Source organism: Roseateles sp. So40a (genome assembly GCF_048081605.1).
Taxonomy (GTDB): Bacteria; Pseudomonadota; Gammaproteobacteria; order Burkholderiales; family Burkholderiaceae_C; genus Roseateles.
In genome coordinates this window covers 2,504,125-2,523,681 of sequence record NZ_CP182288.1, presented here as the reverse complement: position 1 = coordinate 2,523,681, position 19,557 = coordinate 2,504,125, and the positions used below count along the sequence as shown (strand labels likewise).

General features: G+C 68.0%; 18 protein-coding genes and 2 tRNA genes. 14 read left to right on the top strand and 6 right to left on the bottom strand.

What is annotated here, in order from left to right; translation table 11 throughout:
• The first annotated feature begins 15 nt into the window (after positions 1 to 15).
• Complete coding sequence (locus ACNI65_RS11510; RefSeq protein WP_416763612.1) at positions 16 to 363, top strand: FKBP-type peptidyl-prolyl cis-trans isomerase; 348 nt, start codon at positions 16 to 18, stop codon at positions 361 to 363.
• 118 nt (positions 364 to 481) lie between these two features.
• Here the strand turns inward: ACNI65_RS11510 and mnmH are convergent, their stop codons facing one another.
• From mnmH to ACNI65_RS11490, 4 genes are all read right to left on the bottom strand, one after another.
• Positions 482 to 1,576 carry a tRNA 2-selenouridine(34) synthase MnmH gene (mnmH, locus tag ACNI65_RS11505; protein ID WP_416763143.1) on the bottom strand — a complete coding sequence of 365 codons (1,095 nt, stop codon included), beginning with the start codon at positions 1,574 to 1,576 and terminating at the stop codon, positions 482 to 484.
• 19 nt (positions 1,577 to 1,595) lie between these two features.
• Positions 1,596 to 4,238: a [protein-PII] uridylyltransferase gene (locus tag ACNI65_RS11500; RefSeq protein WP_416763141.1), complete on the bottom strand. Its 2,643-nt coding sequence runs from the start codon at positions 4,236 to 4,238 to the stop codon at positions 1,596 to 1,598.
• Positions 4,239 to 4,254: 16 nt separating this feature from the next.
• On the bottom strand, positions 4,255 to 5,073 hold the full coding sequence (gene map, locus ACNI65_RS11495) for a type I methionyl aminopeptidase (RefSeq protein ID WP_416763139.1): 819 nt from the start codon (positions 5,071 to 5,073) through the stop codon (positions 4,255 to 4,257).
• Positions 5,074 to 5,134: 61 nt separating this feature from the next.
• Positions 5,135 to 5,962: an undecaprenyl-diphosphate phosphatase gene (locus tag ACNI65_RS11490; RefSeq protein WP_416763611.1), complete on the bottom strand. Its 828-nt coding sequence runs from the start codon at positions 5,960 to 5,962 to the stop codon at positions 5,135 to 5,137.
• Positions 5,963 to 6,186: 224 nt separating this feature from the next.
• Between ACNI65_RS11490 and ACNI65_RS11485 the strand changes: the two genes are divergently transcribed.
• From ACNI65_RS11485 to ACNI65_RS11460, 6 genes are all read left to right on the top strand, one after another.
• Entirely contained in the window at positions 6,187 to 6,882 is a 696-nt protein-coding gene (locus ACNI65_RS11485; protein WP_416763137.1) for a TetR/AcrR family transcriptional regulator, read from the top strand.
• A gap of 47 nt (positions 6,883 to 6,929) precedes the next feature.
• On the top strand, positions 6,930 to 7,583 hold the full coding sequence (locus ACNI65_RS11480) for a protein-L-isoaspartate O-methyltransferase family protein (RefSeq protein WP_416763136.1): 654 nt from the start codon (positions 6,930 to 6,932) through the stop codon (positions 7,581 to 7,583).
• 233 nt (positions 7,584 to 7,816) lie between these two features.
• Positions 7,817 to 9,172, top strand: a complete 1,356-nt coding sequence (locus ACNI65_RS11475; protein WP_416763134.1) for a TolC family outer membrane protein — start codon at positions 7,817 to 7,819, stop codon at positions 9,170 to 9,172.
• Positions 9,173 to 9,289: 117 nt separating this feature from the next.
• The gene (gene yaaA / locus ACNI65_RS11470; protein WP_416763133.1) at positions 9,290 to 10,075 is read left to right on the top strand and encodes a peroxide stress protein YaaA; all 786 of its coding nucleotides are present in this window, start codon (positions 9,290 to 9,292) and stop codon (positions 10,073 to 10,075) included.
• Between the two features lie 36 nt (positions 10,076 to 10,111).
• On the top strand, positions 10,112 to 10,972 hold the full coding sequence (locus tag ACNI65_RS11465) for a 2OG-Fe(II) oxygenase (protein WP_416763131.1): 861 nt from the start codon (positions 10,112 to 10,114) through the stop codon (positions 10,970 to 10,972).
• Between the two features lie 66 nt (positions 10,973 to 11,038).
• A complete protein-coding gene (locus ACNI65_RS11460; protein WP_416763129.1) occupies positions 11,039 to 11,359 on the top strand; it encodes a hypothetical protein in 321 nt (106 codons plus the stop codon).
• Positions 11,360 to 11,487: 128 nt separating this feature from the next.
• On the opposite strand, the gene efp is transcribed toward ACNI65_RS11460, so the two are convergent.
• Together efp and earP are read right to left on the bottom strand one after the other, a co-directional pair.
• Complete coding sequence (gene efp / locus ACNI65_RS11455) at positions 11,488 to 12,042, bottom strand: elongation factor P (protein WP_416763127.1); 555 nt, start codon at positions 12,040 to 12,042, stop codon at positions 11,488 to 11,490.
• Between the two features lie 154 nt (positions 12,043 to 12,196).
• Entirely contained in the window at positions 12,197 to 13,267 is a 1,071-nt protein-coding gene (gene earP / locus ACNI65_RS11450; RefSeq protein WP_416763125.1) for an elongation factor P maturation arginine rhamnosyltransferase EarP, read from the bottom strand.
• A 155-nt stretch (positions 13,268 to 13,422) separates the two neighbouring features.
• Here earP and uvrC point away from each other — a divergent pair, with 155 nt between their 5' ends.
• The 7 genes from uvrC (at position 13,423) to ACNI65_RS11415 (ending at position 19,440) form a co-directional block, all read left to right on the top strand.
• A complete protein-coding gene (uvrC, locus tag ACNI65_RS11445; RefSeq protein ID WP_416763610.1) occupies positions 13,423 to 15,390 on the top strand; it encodes an excinuclease ABC subunit UvrC in 1,968 nt (655 codons plus the stop codon).
• A 26-nt stretch (positions 15,391 to 15,416) separates the two neighbouring features.
• On the top strand, positions 15,417 to 16,022 hold the full coding sequence (locus ACNI65_RS11440; protein WP_416763123.1) for a hypothetical protein: 606 nt from the start codon (positions 15,417 to 15,419) through the stop codon (positions 16,020 to 16,022).
• A gap of 47 nt (positions 16,023 to 16,069) precedes the next feature.
• Positions 16,070 to 16,636 carry a CDP-diacylglycerol--glycerol-3-phosphate 3-phosphatidyltransferase gene (gene pgsA, locus ACNI65_RS11435; protein ID WP_416763122.1) on the top strand — a complete coding sequence of 189 codons (567 nt, stop codon included), beginning with the start codon at positions 16,070 to 16,072 and terminating at the stop codon, positions 16,634 to 16,636.
• Between the two features lie 145 nt (positions 16,637 to 16,781).
• Positions 16,782 to 17,054 (top strand): HU family DNA-binding protein, encoded by a 273-nt coding sequence (locus tag ACNI65_RS11430; RefSeq protein WP_067270581.1) that lies wholly within the window; start codon positions 16,782 to 16,784, stop codon positions 17,052 to 17,054.
• 81 nt (positions 17,055 to 17,135) lie between these two features.
• Positions 17,136 to 17,211: transfer RNA gene (locus ACNI65_RS11425), tRNA-Val, on the top strand.
• Positions 17,212 to 17,341: 130 nt separating this feature from the next.
• Entirely contained in the window at positions 17,342 to 19,258 is a 1,917-nt protein-coding gene (locus ACNI65_RS11420) for a SurA N-terminal domain-containing protein (protein WP_416763120.1), read from the top strand.
• A gap of 106 nt (positions 19,259 to 19,364) precedes the next feature.
• Positions 19,365 to 19,440 (top strand) — tRNA-His (locus ACNI65_RS11415).
• The last annotated feature ends 117 nt before the right edge of the window (positions 19,441 to 19,557 follow it).

Genomic DNA, 19,557 nt, shown 5'->3' with positions numbered 1-19,557 from the left:
CTGACGCTGGGCAACCTGCAGAAGACCGAGAGCGGCCTGCAGTTCGAGGACGTCAAGACGGGTGAGGGCGCGGTGGCCGAGGCCGGCAAGCGCGTGACCGTGCATTACACGGGCTGGCTGTACAAGGACGGCCAGCGCGGCCGCAAGTTCGACTCGTCCAAGGACCGCCGTGATCCGTTCCGCTTCCACCTGGGCGCGGGCGAGGTCATCAAGGGCTGGGACGAAGGCGTGCAGGGCATGCAGGTCGGCGGCACCCGCTTCCTGGTGATCCCGTCGGAACTCGGCTACGGCGCCTACGGCGCCGGCGGCGTGATCCCGCCGCACGCCACGCTGCTGTTCGAAGTGGAACTGCTGGCGGTCTGATCCAAGGCTGGCTCCCAGCCGCTTGCTGGGACCGCCTCTTTCTGACCCCCTCTCCTGCGAAGCGGGAGAGGGTGGGGGTGAGGGCTTGTCGCGGACCTCGATGTCCTTCGAAGAGCCCTCACCCCCCGCTCTCTCCCGCTTCGCGGGCGAGGGGGCTCAAGGCGAGCAGTTCTTCAGCGGCCCGACGTGTCTCCATGTCACTGCCATCGCGCAACGCGATGCGCGGCGCTTTCGCCAGCCCGGGGAAGTGATTCGTCAACGAGCGCTCATACCCCGGGTCGTAGTGATCCCGCATGAGCTCGCCGAAGACGGCCGCCCAGTGGCCCTCGCGCGCCATCGCCTGCCAGCGCTGCACGCGCTCCCGGCCGCGCAGCGCGACCAGTCCGCCGATCAGCGCGTTGAACGCCTCCGGCGCGGCCAGGAAGTGCGCGTAATCCTCCAGCAGCAGCTCGACCCGGCCCGCCTCGGCCATCTCGATCCACACGCAACGCCCCTGCCCGCGCAGCCGCTGCTGCAGCGACTCGGGCATCTGCACGCCGCCGATCTTGCGGCTCTCGCTCTCGACGAACACCGGGCGTGACGGATCCAGCCCGACGAGCGCCTGCCACAGTGCCGTGTCGAAGGCCTTCTGACTGGGTTGCGGCGAATCGGGCAGGGCGCCCAGCACCGACCCGCGATGCCGGGCCAGCGCCTCCAGGTCCAGCACCTGCGCGCCCGCCTGCGCCAGCGCCTGCAGCAGGCGCGTCTTGCCCGAGCCCGTCCGGCCACACAGCACGATGAAATCGAATCGCCCGGGCAGCTCGCCCAGCGTCTTGATGACCTCGCCGCGGAAGGCCTTGTAGCCGCCGACCAGTTGCAGCGACTTGAATCCGATCTGGTTCAGGAACCAGTTCATCGCGCCCGAGCGCTGTCCGCCGCGCCAGCAATAGACCAGCGGTCGCCAGTGCTTGACCATCACCGCGCGCTGCGCGTCGAGGTGGTTGGCGATGTTGCGCGCGACGATCGCCGCGCCGAGCTTGCGCGCTTCCAGCGGATCCTGCTTGTAGAGCGTGCCCACGACGCGGCGCTCGTCGTTGTCCAGCACCGGCCAGTTGACCGCGCCGGGCAGGTGGTCCTCGGCGAATTCCGCCGGCGAGCGCACATCGATCACCGTGCTGAACGCGTCCAGGCGCTGAAAGGCCTCGGCCGAGGCGATCACGTGGTACTGGCTCATGACTGCGGGCCTCGCGGCCTCATTGCACGGAGAGCGCGTCCAGCAGCTCGCCCTCGATCTGCAACTGCAGCCGGCTCTGCTGCAGCGCCGCGCCGTCGAGCAGGAACGTGTCCTCCACGCGCTCGCCCAGCGTGGACACCTTGGCGAGCTGCAGGTTGATGCCATGCCGCGCCAGCACCCGCGCGATCGCGTACAGCAGGCCCGCGCGGTCGGTCGCGCTGACCGACAGCAGCCAGCGCTGCGCGCGTTCATCGGGCCGCAGCGAGATGCGCGGCGTGAACGGGAAACTCTTCACCCGCCGCGACAGCCGGCCCTTGCGCGGCTCGGGCAGCGGGCCGGGCGCGACCAGCGCCAGGCTGAGCTTGGACTCGACCAGCGCGGTCAGGTCGCGGTGATGCAGGTCGAGCTCGGGCGCGATGACCTGGAAGGTGTCCAGCGCGTAACCGCTGCGCGTGGTGTGCACCTTGGCGTCCAGGATGTTGAAGCCCGCGCCGTCGAAGTAGCCGCAGATGCGCGCGAACAGATCCTGCTGATCCTTCGCGTAGACCAGCACCTGCAGACCCTCGCCGACCGGCGACGGACGCGCCCGCACCACCGGCTCGAGGCTGTCCACATGCCGCCACAGCGCGCGCGCGTGCCAGGCCAGGTCCGGCGCGTCATGCCGCGCGAAGTAGCTCAGGTCCAGCGTCTTCCACAAGGCGTCCTCGGTGCCGGGCAGCTGCGCCTTGAGCGCCAGTTCCTGCCGCGCCTCCTGCTTGCGCGCCTCGATCTCCGCGGCCATGTTCAGCCTGGTCCCGCCCAGCGCGCGCAGCGTCAGCCGGTACAGGTCCTCGAGCAGCTTGCCCTTCCACGCGTTCCAGACCTTGGGGCCGGTGCCGCGGATGTCGGCCACGGTGAGCAGGTACAGCGCGGTCAGCGTGCGCTCGTCCTTCACCAGCTGCGCGAAATGCTGGATGACCTCCGGATCGGACAGGTCTTCCTTCTGCGCCACGCGCGACATCGTCAGGTGGTGCTCCACCAGGAACACCACCAGCGCGGCGTCCGCCTTGGGCAGGCCGTGCGCGCGGCAGAAGCGCTTGGCCTCGACCGCGCCGAGATCGGAGTGATCGCCGCCGCGGCCCTTGGCGATGTCATGGAACAGCGCCGCCACGTACAGCGCGGACGGCCGGTCGAACTGCGCCGCGAGCTGCGAGCAGAACGGGTACTCGTGCGTGTGCTCCGGGATGAAGAAGCGCCGGATGTTGCGCAGCACCATCAGGATGTGCTGGTCCACCGTGTAGACGTGGAACAGGTCGTGCTGCATCTGCCCGACGATGCGCCGGAACACCCACAGGTAACGCCCCAGCACCGAGGTCTGGTTCATCAACCGGAACGCGTGCGTCTGGCCCTGCGGCTCCTCCAGGATGCGCATGAACATCGCGCGGTTGGCCGGATCGCGCCGGAACGCGCTGTTCATCAGGCCGCGCGCGTTGTACAGCGCGCGCAGCGTCTTCGCCGACAGCCCCTTGATGCCGGGCGTCTGCTGGTAGATCAGGAAGGTCTCGAGGATCGCGTGCGGCTCGCGCTCGTAGAGGTCGTCGCCGGCGATCTCCAGCATGCCGCTGCGCTCCAGGAAGCGCTCGTTGACCGGGCGCAGCTCGTTGTCGCGGGTGGCGTTGATCTGCTCCTCGAGGTTGAGCAGCGTGATCTGGTTGAGCTGCGTCACCGCCTTGGCCGCCCAGTAGTAGCGGCGCATCAGCTTCTCGGAGGCCCGCAGCGACTTGGTCGACGCGTAGCCGAATCGCTCGGCCACCGCGGTCTGCAGGTCGAAGACCAGCCGGTCCTCGCGGCGCCGCGCGGCCAGGTGCAACTGGCAGCGGATGCTCTTGAGCACGCCCTCGTTGCGCTGCAGCTGGCGGGCCTCGAAGGGCGTGATCAGGCCCTTGGCCGCGAGCTGCGACCAGGTCTTGCCCAGCGCCGCGCCGCGCGCGATCCAGATCAGCACCTGCAGGTCGCGCAGTCCGCCGGGGCTCTCCTTGCAGTTGGGCTCCAGCGCGTACGGCGTCTCTTCGTACTTGTTGTGGCGCTGGCGCATCTCCAGCGTCTTGGCGCGCATGAACGCGCGCGGATCGACGGCCGCGCGGAACGACTTGTCGAAGCTTCGCACCAGCGTCTTGCTGCCGGCCAGCCAACGCGACTCCAGCAGCGCGGTCTGGATGGTGACGTCGCCGGCGGCCTCGTCCAGGCACTCGCGCACCGTGCGCACCGACGAGCCGATCTCCAGCCCGATGTCCCAGCACGCAGTGATGAAGGCCTCGATCGCCTGCTTCAGCGGACCGGGCTGGTCCGGCATCGGATCGCCGGGCCGGGTGTCGGGCAGCAGCACCAGCACATCGACGTCGGAGTGCGGGAAGAGCTCGCCGCGTCCGTAGCCGCCCACGGCCACCAGCGCGGCCTGCGGCGCGGCGGCGGCCAGGCCGGACTGCGTCCAGAGGAGCTGCAGCGTGCCGTCCACGTGACGCGCCAGCAGCCGCATCAGCCGCGCGGCGGCCGACACGCTCGCCTTGGCGGCGGCGAAGTCGTCCAGCAGCTGCTGCTTGCCGGTCTTGAAGTGCTGGCGCAGTTCGGCGACCGGCACCGCGGGCGCGGCGGCGCCGACCTCGCCGGGCGTCCTGGCGTTCATGCGCGGTCCGCCGCGATCAGGCCGAGGCGGCCTGGGGCTGGATGAAGGCCGGCGGCGGCGGGGAGCCGGCCGACTGCGTGAGGATCTCGTAGCCGGTGTCGGTGACGAGCACCGTGTGCTCCCACTGCGCCGACAGCGAGCGGTCCTTGGTCACCACGGTCCAGCCGTCGTTGAGGCTGCGTGTCTCGCGGCGGCCGGCGTTGATCATCGGCTCGATCGTGAAGATCATGCCCGGCACCAGCTCCTCGAGCGTATTGGGGCGGCCGTAGTGCAGGATCTGCGGCTCCTCGTGGAACTTCTGGCCGATGCCGTGGCCGCAGTACTCGCGCACGACGCTGAAACCCTCGTTCTCGGCGAAGGTCTGGATGGCATGGCCGATGTCGCCGACGCGCGCGCCGGGCTTGACCTTCTGGATGCCCTTCCACATCGCCTCGTAGGTGAACGAGCACAGGCGGGTGGCCAGGATGGAGCCGCCGCCCACGACGAACATGCGGCTCGTGTCACCGTGCCAGCCGTCCTTGATCACGGTGACGTCGATGTTGACGATGTCGCCGTTCTTCAGCGGACGGTCATTGGGAATGCCGTGGCAGACCTGGTGGTTGATCGAGGTGCAGATCGACTTCGGATACGGCGTGTAGCCCGGCGGCTGGTAGTTCAGCGGGGCGGGGATGCCTTGCTGGACGTTCACGATGTAGTCGTGGGCCAGCTTGTCGAGGTGCTCGGTGGTGACGCCCGGCTTGACGTGCGGGGTCAGCATGTCCAGCACCTCGGACGCCAGACGTCCGGCGATGCGCATGGCGTCGATGTCGGCGCCGGTCTTGATCGTGATGGTCATAAGGCCGGCATTTTAGGCGTTCGCCCATCCCCCTGCAGCACGTCATCCGCACGTCAGGTGCTCACTCGGCCCAGACGATCAGCCCGGTGTAGGCCGTCACCAGCACCACGATGCCGAAGGCGATGCGGTACCAGGCGAAGGGCGTGAAGCTGTGGCTGGCGATGTACTTCAGCAGCCAGCGCACGCAGATCCAGGCGCTGACGAAGGAGAAGAACAGCCCCACGGCGAACAGCGGGATGTCGCCGGTCGACAGCACCGAGCGCTCCTTGTACAGGCTGTACAGGCCGGCGCCGATCAGCGTCGGGATCGCGAGGAAGAAGCTGAAATCGGTCGCCGCCTTGCGCGACAGGCCCAGCAGCATGCCGCCGATGATGGTCGCGCCGGACCGGCTGGTGCCGGGCACCATGGCCAGGCATTGCACGAGGCCGACCTTCAGCGCGTCCATCGGCGTCATCTGGTCGACGTCCTGGATGCGCACCGCGGTCTGCTGGCGCCGTTCGGCCCACAGGATGATGAAGCCGCCGAGGATGAAGGTGCTGGCCACCACGATGGGGGTGAACAGGTGTTCCTTGATGACCTTGCCGAAGAGCAGGCCCAGGATCACCGCCGGCAGGAAGCCGATGGCGACATTGAGCACGAAGCGGCGGGCGCGGACGTCGCTGCCCAGTCCGGCGGCGGTCTCGCGCAGGCGCTGCCAGTACACGATGATCACGGCCAGGATCGCGCCGGTCTGGATGGCGATGTCGAAGACCTTGCCCCGGGCATCCTCGAAGCCGCCCAGCAGCGCGCCGGTGAGGATCAGGTGGCCTGTCGACGAGATCGGCAGGAATTCGGTCAGGCCTTCCACGATCCCCATGATCGCGGCCTTGATCAGCAGCACAGTGTCCAACATCGACTCCGGAAATGCCGCCTCGCTCGGGGATGGAGGCGGGTCGGCGGGCATGATAGCCGCGTCGCGCACAGGGTTTGCCGCAGTGCAGCACCCAGGTGGGCGGTGAGGGGCGCCCCTGGCGTCAGGGTCCCGTGAAGACGGCGGGCGCTGCCCTTGACCGCGCGGAAAGCCCGCCGCTACATTACTGACCGGTTAGTCAGTTAGTTCCCATCCCACCCGTCATGCCCCGCGCCCCGTCCAAGTCCGCCAGCCCGGCGCCGTCCTCCGCCCGACAGCGGCGCAAGGAGGCGCGGCCGCAGGAGCTGCTCGAGGCGGCGCTGGCGCTGTTCGTCGAGAAGGGGTTCGCCGCCACCCGCATGGAGGAGGTCGCCGCCCAGGCGGGGGTGTCCAAGGGGACGCTGTACCTGTATTACCCCTCCAAGGAGGAGCTCTTCAAGGCGGTGGTGCGCGAGTCCATCGGCACGAAGATCGCGGAAGGGGTGTCGGAACTGGGCAAGCACCAGGGCTCGATGGCGGCGCTGCTGACCTGGATGCTGTGGAGCTGGTGGGAGCGCATGGGCCTCACGCCGGCCGGCGGCATCCACAAGATCATGATGAGCGAGGCCCGCAACTTCCCCGAGCTGGCCGCGTTCTACAACGACGAGGTCATCGAGCCCAGCTGCGAGCTGCTGGCCGAGGTGATGCGCCGGGGCATCGCCTCGGGGGAATTCCGCGACGTCGATCCCGATGCCGCGGTGATGGTGATGATCGGGCCGGTGCTGCACCTGGTGCTGCATCAGCACTCGATCGGCGCGGCCGGCATCACCCATGAACACAAGTGCACGCCCGAGCAGGTGTTGGAGCTTCAGCTCGAACTCATGTTCGAGGGACTTCTCAACCGCCCGCGCGACGGCGCCATGACCCGGTCGCCCGCCTAGAATACCGCCCGCATTCGGCGCGCCATGGGGCGGCCAGAGGATTGAACATGAACTTCGAACAAGCCCGCTTCAACATGATCGAACAGCAGATCCGTCCCTGGGATGTGCTGGATCCCTCGGTGCTGGCGCTGCTGGCCGTGGTCAAGCGCGAGGACTTCGTGCCCGCCGCCTACCGCAACGTGGCCTTCACCGACGTCGAGCTGCCGCTGGCCAATGGCCAGAAGATGCTGCCCCCGCGCGTGGAAGCCCGCTGGATGCAGGAGCTGCAGATCGAGCGCCACGAGAAGGTGCTGGAGATCGGCACCGGCAGCGGCTACATGGCCGCGCTGCTGGGCCACAAGGCGCAGCAGGTGTTCAGCGTGGAGAAGGATGCCGCGCTGGCCGGCGCCGCCCGCGACGCGCTGCGCCGCAACGGCGTGCTGAACGTGACGGTGGTCGAGGGCGATGGCGTGAAGGGCCTGCCCGGCGAGGCGCCGTTCGACGTCATCCTGCTGTCGGGCTCGGTGCCGCAGGCGCCGCAGGCGCTGCTGGACCAGCTCAAGGTCGGCGGCCGCATGGGCGTGATCGTCGGCGACGAGCCGGCGATGACCGCGCGCATCATCACGCGGACCGGCGAACGCGAATTCACGACGAAGAACCTGTTCGAGACCGTGGTCGGGCGCCTGGACGGCTTCGACACCGGCTCGCATTTCACGTTCTGATCCTGGCAGCCCGTCGCGCGTAATTGCCGTCACGGGGTGCGAAGTCTGCAGGTCGTCGCATTTCTTTCGAGACAGCGGGTCGAGGTGATCTATAACCTCGCCCGCGGCACCGATCGGGGTCGGAGGAGCTCTCCCCGCCGGTGCCGAGGTACTGAACGCCTGTCGCGGGCTGTCCGCGGCGGGTCCGCAGTTGGATCGATCCGAAGAACATGACATCGATACGAGGAAGCCTCATGGCCGCTGAACGCCGTACGTCTCCGATCTCCCGCCTGCCGCGGGTCACGCTCATGGCCGCGGCGCTCGCGTTGCTGGCCGGCGCGGCCCAGGCGCAGAGCCTGCAAGAGCTGTACGACGCGGCCCGCGCCTACGACGCCACCTACCTGGCGGCGCGCGCGGTGGCCGATTCGGCCCAGTACCGCTACGGCCAGACGCAGGCGCTGGCCCGTCCCAGCGTCGGGCTGGGTGTCGGCGCGACGCGCAACGAGGTCGACCTGCCCAACATCGGCGGGACCAATCCCGGCCGGCAGGGCAACACGGTCAGCAACGCCGGCCTGAGCGCCAAGTACGCCGTCTTCAACCGTCCCAATGCGGGCAGCATTGAACAGGCCCGCCTGGGCGTGGATGTCGCGCAGCAGGACCTGCAGACCGCGGAGCAGGACCTGATCGTGCGCGTCGCGCAGGCCTATTTCGATGTGCTGGCGGCCAAGGACACGCTGTCGACGTCCAGCGCCAACAAGGCGGCGATCGCGGAGCAACTGGCCTCGGCCAAGCGCAACTTCGAGGTCGGCACGGCCACCATCACCGACACGCGTGAAGCGCAGGCCCGCTACGACCTGGCGACCGCGCAGGAACTGGCCGCGGACAACGACCTGCGCGTCAAGCGCGTGACGCTGGACCAGCTGGTCGGCCGCGTCGGTGTCGAGCCGCGTCCGCTGGCCGTGCCGGTGGCGCTGCCGCCGGTGGCGCCGTCGACGGTCGAGCCCTGGGTCAGCCAGGCCGAAGGTGGCCACCCGGCCATCCGCAAGGCGCAGTTGGGTCTGGACATCGCCAAGATCGAGATCGAACGCGCCCAGGGCGCGCGCTGGCCGACGGTGGACCTGAATGCGTCGCTGGGCGTGCAGCGCCAGACCGGCGAGGGCCTGAGCTACACGGGCAACACCAAGCAGGGCTCGCTGGGCGTGTCGGTGAATCTGCCGGTCTACAGCGGCGGCGCGATCACCAACCGCATCAAGGAAACGGTGGCGCTGGAAGAGAAGTCGCGCAATGACCTCGACTTCGCGCGTCGCAGCGTGGAGGAGGGCACCAAGCGCGCCTTCTTCGGCGTGCAGTCGCTGCAGGCGCAGGTGAAGGCGTACGAGGCGGCGGAAGCGTCGTCCAAGCTGGCGCTGGAAGCGACGCAGCTGGGCTACAAGGTCGGCGTGCGCGTCAACCTGGACGTGCTGAACGCGCAGACCCAGCTGTACACGACGCAACGCGACCTGGCCAAGGCCCGCTACGACGTGCTGGTCAACAGCCTCAAGCTGCGCCAGGCCTCCGGTCAGCTGCGCCCCGAGGACGTCACGGCGATCAACGCGCTGCTGTCGCGCTGAGCCTGCTGAACCCGCGGGTTCGCAAGGACCTGATCGAAAGCCGCCTGCGGGCGGCTTTCGTTCGTCTGCGCGGCTGGTGACAGGTCTTGCCGCCAGTTCGCGCGACAATCCGCCCCTATGCTGTATGTGATTTCTCCCGCGAAGTCCCTCGACTACGAGACCCCGACCCCCGATGCCGTGAACGCGCTGGCGGGGCGGCCGCAATTCGTGCCGCAGGCGGCCGAGCTGATCGAGCTCCTCAAGACCAAGTCCAGCGCCGACATCGGCGGCCTGATGGACATCTCCGACGCGCTGGCGTCGCTGAACGTGGCGCGTTTCCACGCCTGGTCGACGCGTTTCACCGACAAGAACAGCAAGCCCGCGGTGCTCGCCTTCAACGGCGATGTGTACGACGGGCTGCAGGCCTCGACGCTGTCGCTGGACGACCTGCAATGGGCCCAGCGCCACCTGGCGATCCTGTCCGGGCTGTATGGCGTGCTGCGGCCGCTGGACCGGCTGCAGCCGTATCGGCTGGAGATGGGCACCGCGCTGAAGAACGCCAAGGGCGGCAACCTCTACGCCTACTGGGGCGACACGATCGCCGAGCACCTGAACGCGCAGACGGCGCAGCTGCCCGCGCCGGTGATCGTCAACCTGGCGTCGCAGGAGTATTTCAAGGCGGCGGCCCGGAAGGCGCTCAAGCCGCGGGTCATCGAGTGCCAGTTCGAGGACTGGAAGGGTGGCCGCTACAAGATCATCAGCTTCTTCGCCAAGCGCGCGCGCGGGCTGATGGCGCGTCATGCGATCCAGCACCGGATCAGCACGCCGGCGGGGCTGCAGGCGTTCGCCGTCGACGGCTATGCCTACGCGCCCGAGGCGAGCGAGCCGGACCGGCTGGTGTTCCGCCGCCGGATCGCGGAGTAATACCTGGAGCAAATCTGGAGTGATACCGTCACGACCATGAGCAATTCGCAATACCTCACGCCGGAATTGCGCGACTGGGTGGCCGCTCAATTGCGCAACGGCATCACGCGCGAGGCGCTGTATCAGGCGATGTTGAGCAGCGGCTGGGTGCCGGACATGGCCCAGGAGGCCCTGGCCGAGCATCAGGCGGTGGAGCCGCCGCTGACGCTGCCCGAGATCCCCGAACCCGTCGTCGAACCGGGCAGCCTGCCCGAGCCCGATCTGTCCGATCAGCGCAGCGTGCTGCTGCCCGATGGGCATCGTGTCGAGATCCTGATGGCGCTGCAACGCCCGCGGGTGATCGTGTTCGGCGGCCTGCTGTCGGAGGCCGAGTGCGACGCCGTCATGGTCGCCGCCGGCGCGCGGCTGGCGCGGTCCGAGACCGTCGCCGCCAAGCGCGAAGGCAGTGAGGTGAACTCCGCCCGCACCAGCGAGGGCATGTTCTTTGAGCGCGGCGAGAACGAGGTCGTGGCGCGTGTGGAACGCCGCATCGCCTCGTTGCTCAACTGGCCGCTGCGCAACGGCGAGGGCCTGCAGGTGCTGCGCTACCGCGTCGGCGCCGAGTACCAGCCGCATTACGACTACTTCGATCCGCGTCATGCCAGCTCCAAGGCCATCCTGGAGCGCGGCGGGCAGCGCGTGGCCACGCTGGTCATGTACCTGAACACGCCCGCGCGTGGCGGGGCGACGGTGTTCCCGGACATCAAGCTCGACGTGATGGCGCAGAAGGGCAACGCGGTCTTCTTCAGCTACGACCGGCCTGATCCCTCGACGCTCACCTTGCACGGCGGGGCGCCCGTCGTCGAGGGCGAGAAGTGGGTCGCCACCAAATGGTTACGTCAGGGCGAGTTCGTTTGACGCGGGCTTCACTGCCGGGTCGTTAGACTCGGCGCCCATCGTTGATCCCCGAAGAAGGAAGCTCACATGAAGTCGTTGATCGTTGCCCTGAGCACCGCGTTGCTGGCCACCCTCGTGCAGGCCCAAGGTCAGCCGGTGCCCCCGGCCACGGCGCCGATCGCGGCAACGCAGTCGGACATGGCCGCCCCGGCCGCCAAGCCTGCCAAGTCCGGCGCCAAGCACAAGGCCGCCGGCAAGACCTCCAAGAAGTCGGGCCAGCACGCCGCGGCCAAGAAGTCCGGCGCCAAGAAGGCGGGCGCGGCGAAGTCGGGCGCCAAGAAGTCGGGCGCGAAGAAGGTGGCTTCGGCCAAGCCCAAGAAGGCCAAGTCGCACCGCGCGACGGCCTGATTCGCGGGGCAGGGCGCGGATCCTCTCGCCCGGTTCCTCGCGCCCGGTCCATCGAGCCCTGGATCCGCCGGGCAACAAAAAAGCAGCCCGAGGGCTGCTTTTTCATTGGGTGCTGAACCGGGTGGGGTTCAGACGCGCTTGCGGTACTCGTGGGTACGCGTGTCGATTTCGATGTTGTCGCCTTGCGCCACGAAGATGGGCACGGGGATCTCGAAACCGGTGGCGATCTTGGCGGGCTTCAGGACCTTGCCCGAGGTGTCGCCCTTGACGGCCGGCTCGGTCCAGGTCACTTCGCGCACGACGCTGGTGGGCATTTCGACGGAGATGGCCTTGCCGTCGTAGAACACCACTTCAACTTCCATGCTGTCTTGCAGGTAGTTGATCGCGTCGCCCATGTTCTCGGCTTCCACCTCGAACTGGTTGTACTCGGTGTCCATGAACACGTACATCGGATCAGCGAAGTACGTGTAGGTGCACTCCTTCTTGTCCAGGATGATCTGGTCCATCTTGTCGTCGGCCTTGAAGACGACTTCGGTGCCCGAGTTGTTCAGCAGGCTCTTCAGCTTCATGCGCACGGTGGCGGCATTGCGGCCACCGCGGCTGTACTCGGTCTTCAGCACGACCATGGGGTCCTTGCCGTGCATGATCACGTTGCCGGCGCGAATTTCTTGAGCGATCTTCATGATGATTCCGGGAGATTGGGTCCGGGCACAGTCACCAGGATGCTTGAGATCCGAACTGTTCCGGCGGTGTGAGGCGTTCCGTGCCGAACCGGCTGTTCACAACCGTGGCGCGTTCTGAACGCGAAAAGCCGCGCATTCTAGCCCGAAAGGCCCCTCAGCCGCCACTCGCGTGCCGGGCAAAGGCCATGAGCTGCGAAGTCAAGTCCTCCTGCATGCCCAATCTGGCACGCCAGGACCGGGCCTGGCCCACGGCGGCGGAGCGCTCGCGCAGGGCCTCGGCGCAGGCCGGCGTCCAGTCCGAGAGCCCATTCCAGGCGCGCGACAGTGCGCGCCAGCGCGACGCCCAGGCCGGGTCCGCGCCGTCCAGCGACAGGTCCAGCGACAGATCGAGGAAAGCGTCGAGCTTGGCCGCGTGCGCGCCGTCGTCCTGGAAGTAGATCTGCCAGAGCATCGGTTGCCCGGCCCATTGCGCGCGAACGAAGGAATCCTCGCCGCGCACCAGGTTCAGGTCGCAGGACCAGAGCAGCCGGTCGTAGTCCTGCTGGCTCAGGTAGGGCAGGGCGAGGGCGCGTTGCCCGGGGCGCAGCAGCGGCGGCAGCGCGGTCTGCGGCGCGCCGGGGCACAGCAGCAGCAGCCAGCCCGGGCCGAGCGCCTCGAGGAATTCATCGAGCGGCGCCTGCGGATAGGCGAAGAGGCTCAGCACGCGCTCGCCGGGCTGGCGTTGCCATCCGCGCGCGGCGAGCCACGCGTCGCCGTGATGCGAGATCGCGGCGTCGATCAGCCCCGGCTCGCGCAGCAGGCCGCCGGTGCGCGCCGTGAAGCCGGGATAGAAGAACCACTTGTCCAGCCCCGCGCCGGGTCCGGAGAACTGCGGCGACTTCAGCCCATGGCTGCGCTCGACGTAGCTTTCGGCGCTGAGGTACTCGAGATTGATCCACGCCGACCGCGTCGGCCGGGTCGCCATCGCGACGACGAAGGCGGACGGGAGCTCGCAGCCGAAGGTCTCGAGGACGACGTCGCCCGGCGCGGCCTCGATCGCCTGATCCCAGTGATGACAGCTCAGGCCCGGCACGGCCTCGGGCTGCATCCAGTTCAGCGCGCTCAGGTCGTCGCACCAGAGCCGCGCCTGCTGGCCGCGCGCGGCGAGGTCACGCGCCAGGCGCAGGCAGACGCCGAGGTCCCCATGGTTGTCGATGACGCGGCAGAAGATGTCCCAGATCGGCATCGCGGGATTATCCGGCGGCACAATCGCGCCCCATGAGCAAGCCCCCCGCCGGCGCCAGCGAAGTGCCGGAACCGATCCCTGACGCCCGTCCCGAGGACACCTGGAACGACCAGTCCGACGCGATCGAGGCCGCCGAGTCCGGCCGTGTCGCCGACATGGAGCGCGCCGCGCGCGAGGTCCGCGACCGTCTGCTGGCCGAGGTGCTGGCGCTGCCGGCGCTCCCCGGTGTCTACCGCTATTTCGACGCCCAGGACCACGTGCTCTACGTGGGCAAGGCCAAGAACCTGAAGCGGCGCGTGTCGAGCTACTTCCAGAAGGACCACGGCGGCACGCGCATCGGGATGATGGTGGCGCGCATCGCGCGGCTGGAGACCACGGTCGTGCGCACCGAGGCCGAGGCGCTGCTGCTCGAGAACAACCTCATCAAGGCGCTCAATCCGCGGTTCAACATCCTGTTCCGCGACGACAAGAGCTATCCCTACCTGCGACTGTCGGGCCACGCGTGGCCGCGCATCAGCTACTACCGCGGCGCGGTCGATCGACGCCATCGCTACTTCGGTCCGTTCCCCAGCGCGTGGGCGGTGAAGGAATCGATCCAGCTGATCCAGAAGGTCTTCCAGCTGCGGACCTGCGAGGACACGGTCTTCAACAACCGCAGCCGGCCCTGCCTGCTGCACCAGATCCATCGCTGCACCGGGCCGTGCGTGCCCGAGGGCCAGACCGAGGACTACCGGCGCAACGTCAGCAACGCCGAGCGCTTCCTGCTGGGCGAGACGCAGGAGGTCATGGATGCGCTGCAGGCATCGATGATGGGCCACGCGGAGCGCTTCGAGTACGAGCAGGCGGCGGGCGTGCGCAACCAGATCACGGCCTTGTCCAAGGTGCTGCAGCAGCAGGCGGTGGACGAGAACAGCGCCACCGGCCGCGACCGCGACGTGGACATCCTCGCGGTGAAGCTCCAGGGCGGTCGCGCCTGCGTGAACCTGGCGATGGTGCGCGGCGGCCGCCACCTGGGCGACCGCGCCTATTTCCCCAAACACGTGGACGACGCGACCGCGATGCGGCTGGTCGACGAGGAGGATCTGGTCGAGCTGGACGGGGAGGGCGGTGGCGAGGGTGGCGAAGGTGGCGCTGGAGGCGTGAAGCGCGTGGAGCCGCCCAGCCCCGAGCGCCAGGTCCTGGAGGCCTTCATCGCGCAGCACTACCTGGAGATGGCCGTGCCGTCGCTGCTGGTGCTGTCCGATGCGGTGGATCCGGCGCTGGCCGAGGCGCTCAGCGCGCAGGCCGGATATCGCGTGACCACGCAGGCGCAGCCGCGCGGCCAGCGCCGCATCTGGCAGGAGATGTGCGTCAAGGGCGCGGAGATCGCGCTGGCGCGGCTGCTGTCGGAGGAGGGTTCGCAGCAGGCGCGCACGCGCGCGCTGATCGAGGCGCTGGACCTGAGCGTCACCGAGCTCGACAAGTTCCGCATCGAGTGCTTCGACATCAGCCACACCGCGGGCGAGGCCACGCAGGCCTCGTGCGTGGTCTTCGAGGGCCATCAGATGCAGAGCAGCCAGTACCGGCGCTTCAACATCGAAGGCATCACCGGCGGGGACGACTACGCGGCGATGCGCCAGGTGCTGACACGCCGTTACAGCAAGATGGCCGAGGCGGCCCAGAATGGCACCGGACGGCTGCCGGACCTGGTGCTGGTGGACGGCGGCAAGGGGCAGGTGTCGATGGCGCGCGAGGTGTTCGGCGAGCTCGGCATCGACCTGAGCCTGATCGCCGGCGTCGAGAAGGGCGAGGGCCGCAAGGTCGGGCTCGAGGAGCTGGTCTTCGCCGACGGGCGCGAGAAGGTGTACCTCGGGCGTGATTCGGCGGCGCTGATGCTCGTCGCGCAGATCCGGGACGAGGCGCACCGCTTCGCCATCACCGGCATGCGGGCCAAGCGCGCGTCGATCCGCACCGGTGGATCACGGCTGGAGGATGTGCCCGGCGTCGGTCCGAAGAAGCGCGCGCAGCTGCTGCAGCGATTCGGCGGCGTGCGCGGGGTGGCCGGGGCAAGCGTCGAGGAGCTGTGCAGCGTCAAGGGCATCTCGCGCGAGCTGGCTGAAGAGATCTATCGCGCGCTGCATTGAACGGCGCGCTTCGGTTGGGAAAACAGATGATGTCGAGCTTCAGACTTTCTCGAGTCGCGGCACGGCGCGGCGATCTCGCCGCGCGGGTGGCCGCAGTGATGGTGGCGGTGGTGCTCGTGGGTTGCGGTGCTTCAACGCCGCAGTCGCCGCAGCCGGCGAATCCTCCTGCGGACCGTGCACCGGCGCAGGACGCCACGCGCGCGCCTGCGGGTCAGATGACGCCGACGGCGCCGGGCTCTCCGTCCGGTCCGGTGCCGACCTCGCCGGCCGTGCGCCGCGGCCTGCCGCTGCCCGCGCCGCATCCGGTGAGCACGCACGAGGCGCTGCGGCTGCAGGCCGCGCAGCGCATGGTGGCGGCCAATCCGGATGGCACCTACATGGGCGAGGTGCCACCCGAGTTGCTGGCGATCCCGGTGCTGGAGATCGAGCTCAACCGGGACGGCACGATCAAGCACATCCGCGTGCTGCGCAAGCCGACACAGGCCGAGGACACGATCGAGACGGCGATCGCGGCGGTGCGCCGGGCCGCGCCGTTCGGCGATGTGAGCAAGCTGCCCAAGCCGTGGAAGTTCGTCGAGGTGTTCCTGTTCGACGATGACCGGCGCTTCAAGCCGCGCACGCTCGACGATTAAGCGAAGACCGAGGGGCGAGGGGGCTCGAAACGGGCACAATGCCGCCCATGTTCTGGACGCTGCCAACCTTGCTGACCTGGGCCCGCATCGTGGCCATCCCGCTGATCGTCGGGGTGTTCCACCTGCAGATGACGCCTGCCCATCAAAACCTGCTGGCCACGGTCCTGTTCATCACGGTGGCCCTGACCGACTGGGCGGACGGCTACCTGGCGCGCAAGCTCAACCAGACCTCGTCGTTCGGCGCGTTCCTGGATCCGGTGGCCGACAAGTTCCTCGTGTGCGCGGCGCTGCTGGTGCTGCTGGAGCAGCAGCGCGTGGACGCGCTGGTGGCGCTGGTGATCGTGGGGCGCGAGATCGCGATCTCCGCGCTGCGCGAGTGGATGGCGCAGATCGGCGCGTCGAGATCGGTGGCGGTGCACATGCTGGGCAAGCTCAAGACGACGGTGCAGATGGTGGCGATTCCCTTCCTCCTGTTCGACGGCAGATTGTTCGGGATCATCGACACCCATTTGTGGGGCACGTGGCTGATCTACCTGGCGGCGGTGCTGACCATCTGGTCGATGGTCTATTACCTGCAGAAGGCCTTGCCGGAGATCCGCGCGAAAGTGCGTTGAATCGCGGCGCGCTGTCCCCTGGGCGACTGGCGTGTGGGCTGCTTGTATCGGGACTTCCCCCTTGTCGGGCCGAGAGGGCAAAGCGTCTAGAATCCGCTTCCCGCGCCGTTCGGGCGGCCTGGCAAACCAATGAGGGGGTACCTTCGTGAACAAGTCCGAATTGATCGAGCACATCGCCAAGCAGGCGGACATCTCCAAGGCGGCCGCGGGGCGCGCGCTGGAGGCTGTCATCGGTGGTGTGAAGACGACGCTGAAGAAGAACGGGACGGTGTCGCTGGTGGGCTTCGGCACCTTCAGCGTCACGAAGCGTGCGGCGCGCACCGGCCGCAACCCGCGCACGAACGAGGCGATCAAGATCAAGTCGGCGAAGGTGCCGAAATTCCGTCCGGGCAAGGCCCTGAAGGACGCGGTGAACTGAGACCGCAGCCCGCCGGGTCGGCATCGCCGGCAGGACGGGCCCTGGTGACGCGAGACGCGTTGCCCTCCCCGAAAAGTTTTCGGGCGCTTAGCTCAGTTGGTAGAGCGGCTCCTTTACACGGAGTAGGTCGGCGGTTCGAGACCGTCAGCGCCCACCATTCCCGAGGCTAGAATGCCGCGGCGCAAAGGCGAACCCCGGTTCGCCTTTGTCGTATGTGATGCGGCGCGTCGACCGGCCCGGTGCCGGCGAGACAGCGCCGCCTCTTCCGAGATGACCCGAGGTTGTTGATGTTCGATTTCGTTCGCAAGCACACACGGCTGTTCCAGTTCATTCTGCTGATCCTCATCCTGCCGTCCTTCGTGTTGTTGGGCGTGGAGGGCTATAGCCGCTTCATGGACGGCAGCAACGCGTCGGTGGCGTCGGTCGACGGCCACAAGATCACGCAGTCGGAATGGGACCAGGCGCAACGTCAGCAGGTCGACCAGATGCGCCAGCAGGCGCCGACGATGGATCCCAAGCTGTTCGATTCGCCCGAGATGCGCAAGGGCGTGCTGGAGAACCTGCTGCGCGAGCGCGTGCTCGCCGCGGTCGCCGCCAATGAACATCGCAGCATCAGCAATGACCAGCTCGTCGAGCTGATCCGCACGGACCCGCAGCTCGCGCCGCTGCGCGACAAGGAACTGGCTCGCCGCATCGCGGCGCAGCAGGGTCTGTCGGTCGATGGCCTGCTGCAGAAGCTGCGCCAGGACCTGCAGTCGAGCTCGGTGCTGGCACCGCTCGCGCAGAGCTCGCTGGGCACGCAGACCAACGCGGACATCGCGTACAACGCGATGCTGCAGCAGCGTGAAGTGCAGTTCCAGATCTTCGCCGCCAAGGACTACGCCGCGACGCTGACGCCGACCGACGCCGAGCTCGAGACCTACTTCAAGGACCCGAAGGTGTCGGCGAAGTTCCAGCTCGCCGAGCGTGCCGACATCGAGTACGTCGTGCTGGACGCCGCCACGCTGCAGGCCGGCGTGACGGTCAATCCCGATGAAGTGCAGGAGTTCTACAAGAACAACAAGGCCCGGTTCACCTCGGACGAGGAGCGCCGCGCGAGCCACATCCTGATCAAGGCGCCGGCGGACATGCCCGCGGCCGAGAAGGCCAAGGCGAAGGCCAAGGCCGAGGAGCTGCTGGCCGAGGCGCGCAAGAACCCGGCGGGCTTCGCCGAGCTGGCGAAGAAGGAATCGCAGGACGAGTTCTCGGCGCCCAAGGGCGGCGACCTGGAGTTCAGCGGCCGCGGCGGCTTCATCAGCAAGCCATTCGAGGAAGTCGTCTACGCGCTGAAGAAGGGCGAGATCGGCAACGTGCTGCAGTCCGACTTCGGCTACCACGTGATCATGCTGACCGACGTGCGCGGCGGCGTGGTGCGTCCGTTCGACGAGGTCAAGGCCAGCATCGAGGCGGACCTGCGCAAGCAGCTCGCGCAGAAGCGCTACACCGAGGTGGCTGACGATTTCGGCAACACGGTGTTCGAGCAGCTGGATTCGCTGAAGCCGGCGGCTGACAAGTTCAAGCTGACGATCCAGAAGGCCACGGTGCAGCGCAAGGCCGCGCCGGACGCGACGGGTCCGCTGGCGTCGGCCAAGCTGCTGGAGGCGGTGTTCTCGTCGGACACGCTGAAGAACAAGCGCAACACGGCCGCGATCGAGGTCGGTGGCAACCAGCTGGTGTCGGCGCGGGTCGTCGACTACAAGCCGGCGCGCGTGCCGCCGCTGTCGGAAGTGAAGCCGGCCGTGGCCGCGGCCTGGGTGCAGGAACATGCCGCGTCGGCTGCCAAGAAGGCGGGCGAGGCGCGCGTGGCTGAGCTGCAGAAGGGCGGCGACGCGAAGGGTCTGGGCGAGCCGGTCGTGCTGTCGCGTGCCAAGCAGGGCATGGTGCCGCCGAAGGTGATGCAGGCGGTGATGCGCGCGGACGCGACGAAGCTGCCGGCGTATGTCGGCATCGATGCGGGCGATGGCGTGTATCTGGCGGTCAAGATCGAGAAGGTCCTGCCGCGTGATCCGGCGCTGATCGATGCCAAGCAGCTGGCTGACCGCTATGCGCGGGAGTGGGGCGGTGCCGAGCTGCAGAGCTTCTACAACGCGCTGAAGTCCGAGTACAAGGCGACGATCAAGCCGTCCGCGCTGCAGGCTGCGGCGGCGTCGGCGCCGACGAACTGATCGAGGCCGAGTGGGCGGCTTTCGCGCGGTTCAAAAGTTTTTGAAGAGAATCGCAGAAAGTTCTCCCACGAGAGTGAAATCTAGGCCATAATTTCTTTCTTCGCCGGTGGCTGTAGCTCAGTTGGTAGAGTCCCAGATTGTGATTCTGGTTGTCGTGGGTTCGAGTCCCATCAGCCACCCCACCGAATAGAAGAAACGCCCGCAAGACGCAAGTCTCGCGGGCGTTTTCCATTGCGGGTCCGAAGGATCTTCAAGACTCCGCCATATTCCCAATTTGGGAGTATCGGCACCCAGTGCGC

Excerpts from the sequence above, each read along its gene's own strand:
- ACNI65_RS11475 (WP_416763134.1), top strand. The coding sequence starts at position 7,817 with ATGGCCGCTGAACGCCGTACGTCTCCGATCTCCCGCCTGCCGCGGGTC.
- ACNI65_RS11500 (WP_416763141.1), bottom strand. The coding sequence starts at position 4,238 with ATGAACGCCAGGACGCCCGGCGAGGTCGGCGCCGCCGCGCCCGCGGTG.
- ACNI65_RS11485 (WP_416763137.1), top strand. The coding sequence starts at position 6,187 with ATGCCCCGCGCCCCGTCCAAGTCCGCCAGCCCGGCGCCGTCCTCCGCC.
- pgsA (WP_416763122.1), top strand. The coding sequence starts at position 16,070 with ATGTTCTGGACGCTGCCAACCTTGCTGACCTGGGCCCGCATCGTGGCC.
- earP (WP_416763125.1), bottom strand. The coding sequence starts at position 13,267 with ATGCCGATCTGGGACATCTTCTGCCGCGTCATCGACAACCATGGGGAC.
- ACNI65_RS11420 (WP_416763120.1), top strand. The coding sequence starts at position 17,342 with ATGTTCGATTTCGTTCGCAAGCACACACGGCTGTTCCAGTTCATTCTG.
- ACNI65_RS11480 (WP_416763136.1), top strand. The coding sequence starts at position 6,930 with ATGAACTTCGAACAAGCCCGCTTCAACATGATCGAACAGCAGATCCGT.
- ACNI65_RS11440 (WP_416763123.1), top strand. The coding sequence starts at position 15,417 with ATGATGTCGAGCTTCAGACTTTCTCGAGTCGCGGCACGGCGCGGCGAT.
- ACNI65_RS11460 (WP_416763129.1), top strand. The coding sequence starts at position 11,039 with ATGAAGTCGTTGATCGTTGCCCTGAGCACCGCGTTGCTGGCCACCCTC.
- ACNI65_RS11465 (WP_416763131.1), top strand. The coding sequence starts at position 10,112 with ATGAGCAATTCGCAATACCTCACGCCGGAATTGCGCGACTGGGTGGCC.
- uvrC (WP_416763610.1), top strand. The coding sequence starts at position 13,423 with ATGGAGCGCGCCGCGCGCGAGGTCCGCGACCGTCTGCTGGCCGAGGTG.
- yaaA (WP_416763133.1), top strand. The coding sequence starts at position 9,290 with ATGCTGTATGTGATTTCTCCCGCGAAGTCCCTCGACTACGAGACCCCG.
- map (WP_416763139.1), bottom strand. The coding sequence starts at position 5,073 with ATGACCATCACGATCAAGACCGGCGCCGACATCGACGCCATGCGCATC.
- mnmH (WP_416763143.1), bottom strand. The coding sequence starts at position 1,576 with ATGAGCCAGTACCACGTGATCGCCTCGGCCGAGGCCTTTCAGCGCCTG.
- efp (WP_416763127.1), bottom strand. The coding sequence starts at position 12,042 with ATGAAGATCGCTCAAGAAATTCGCGCCGGCAACGTGATCATGCACGGC.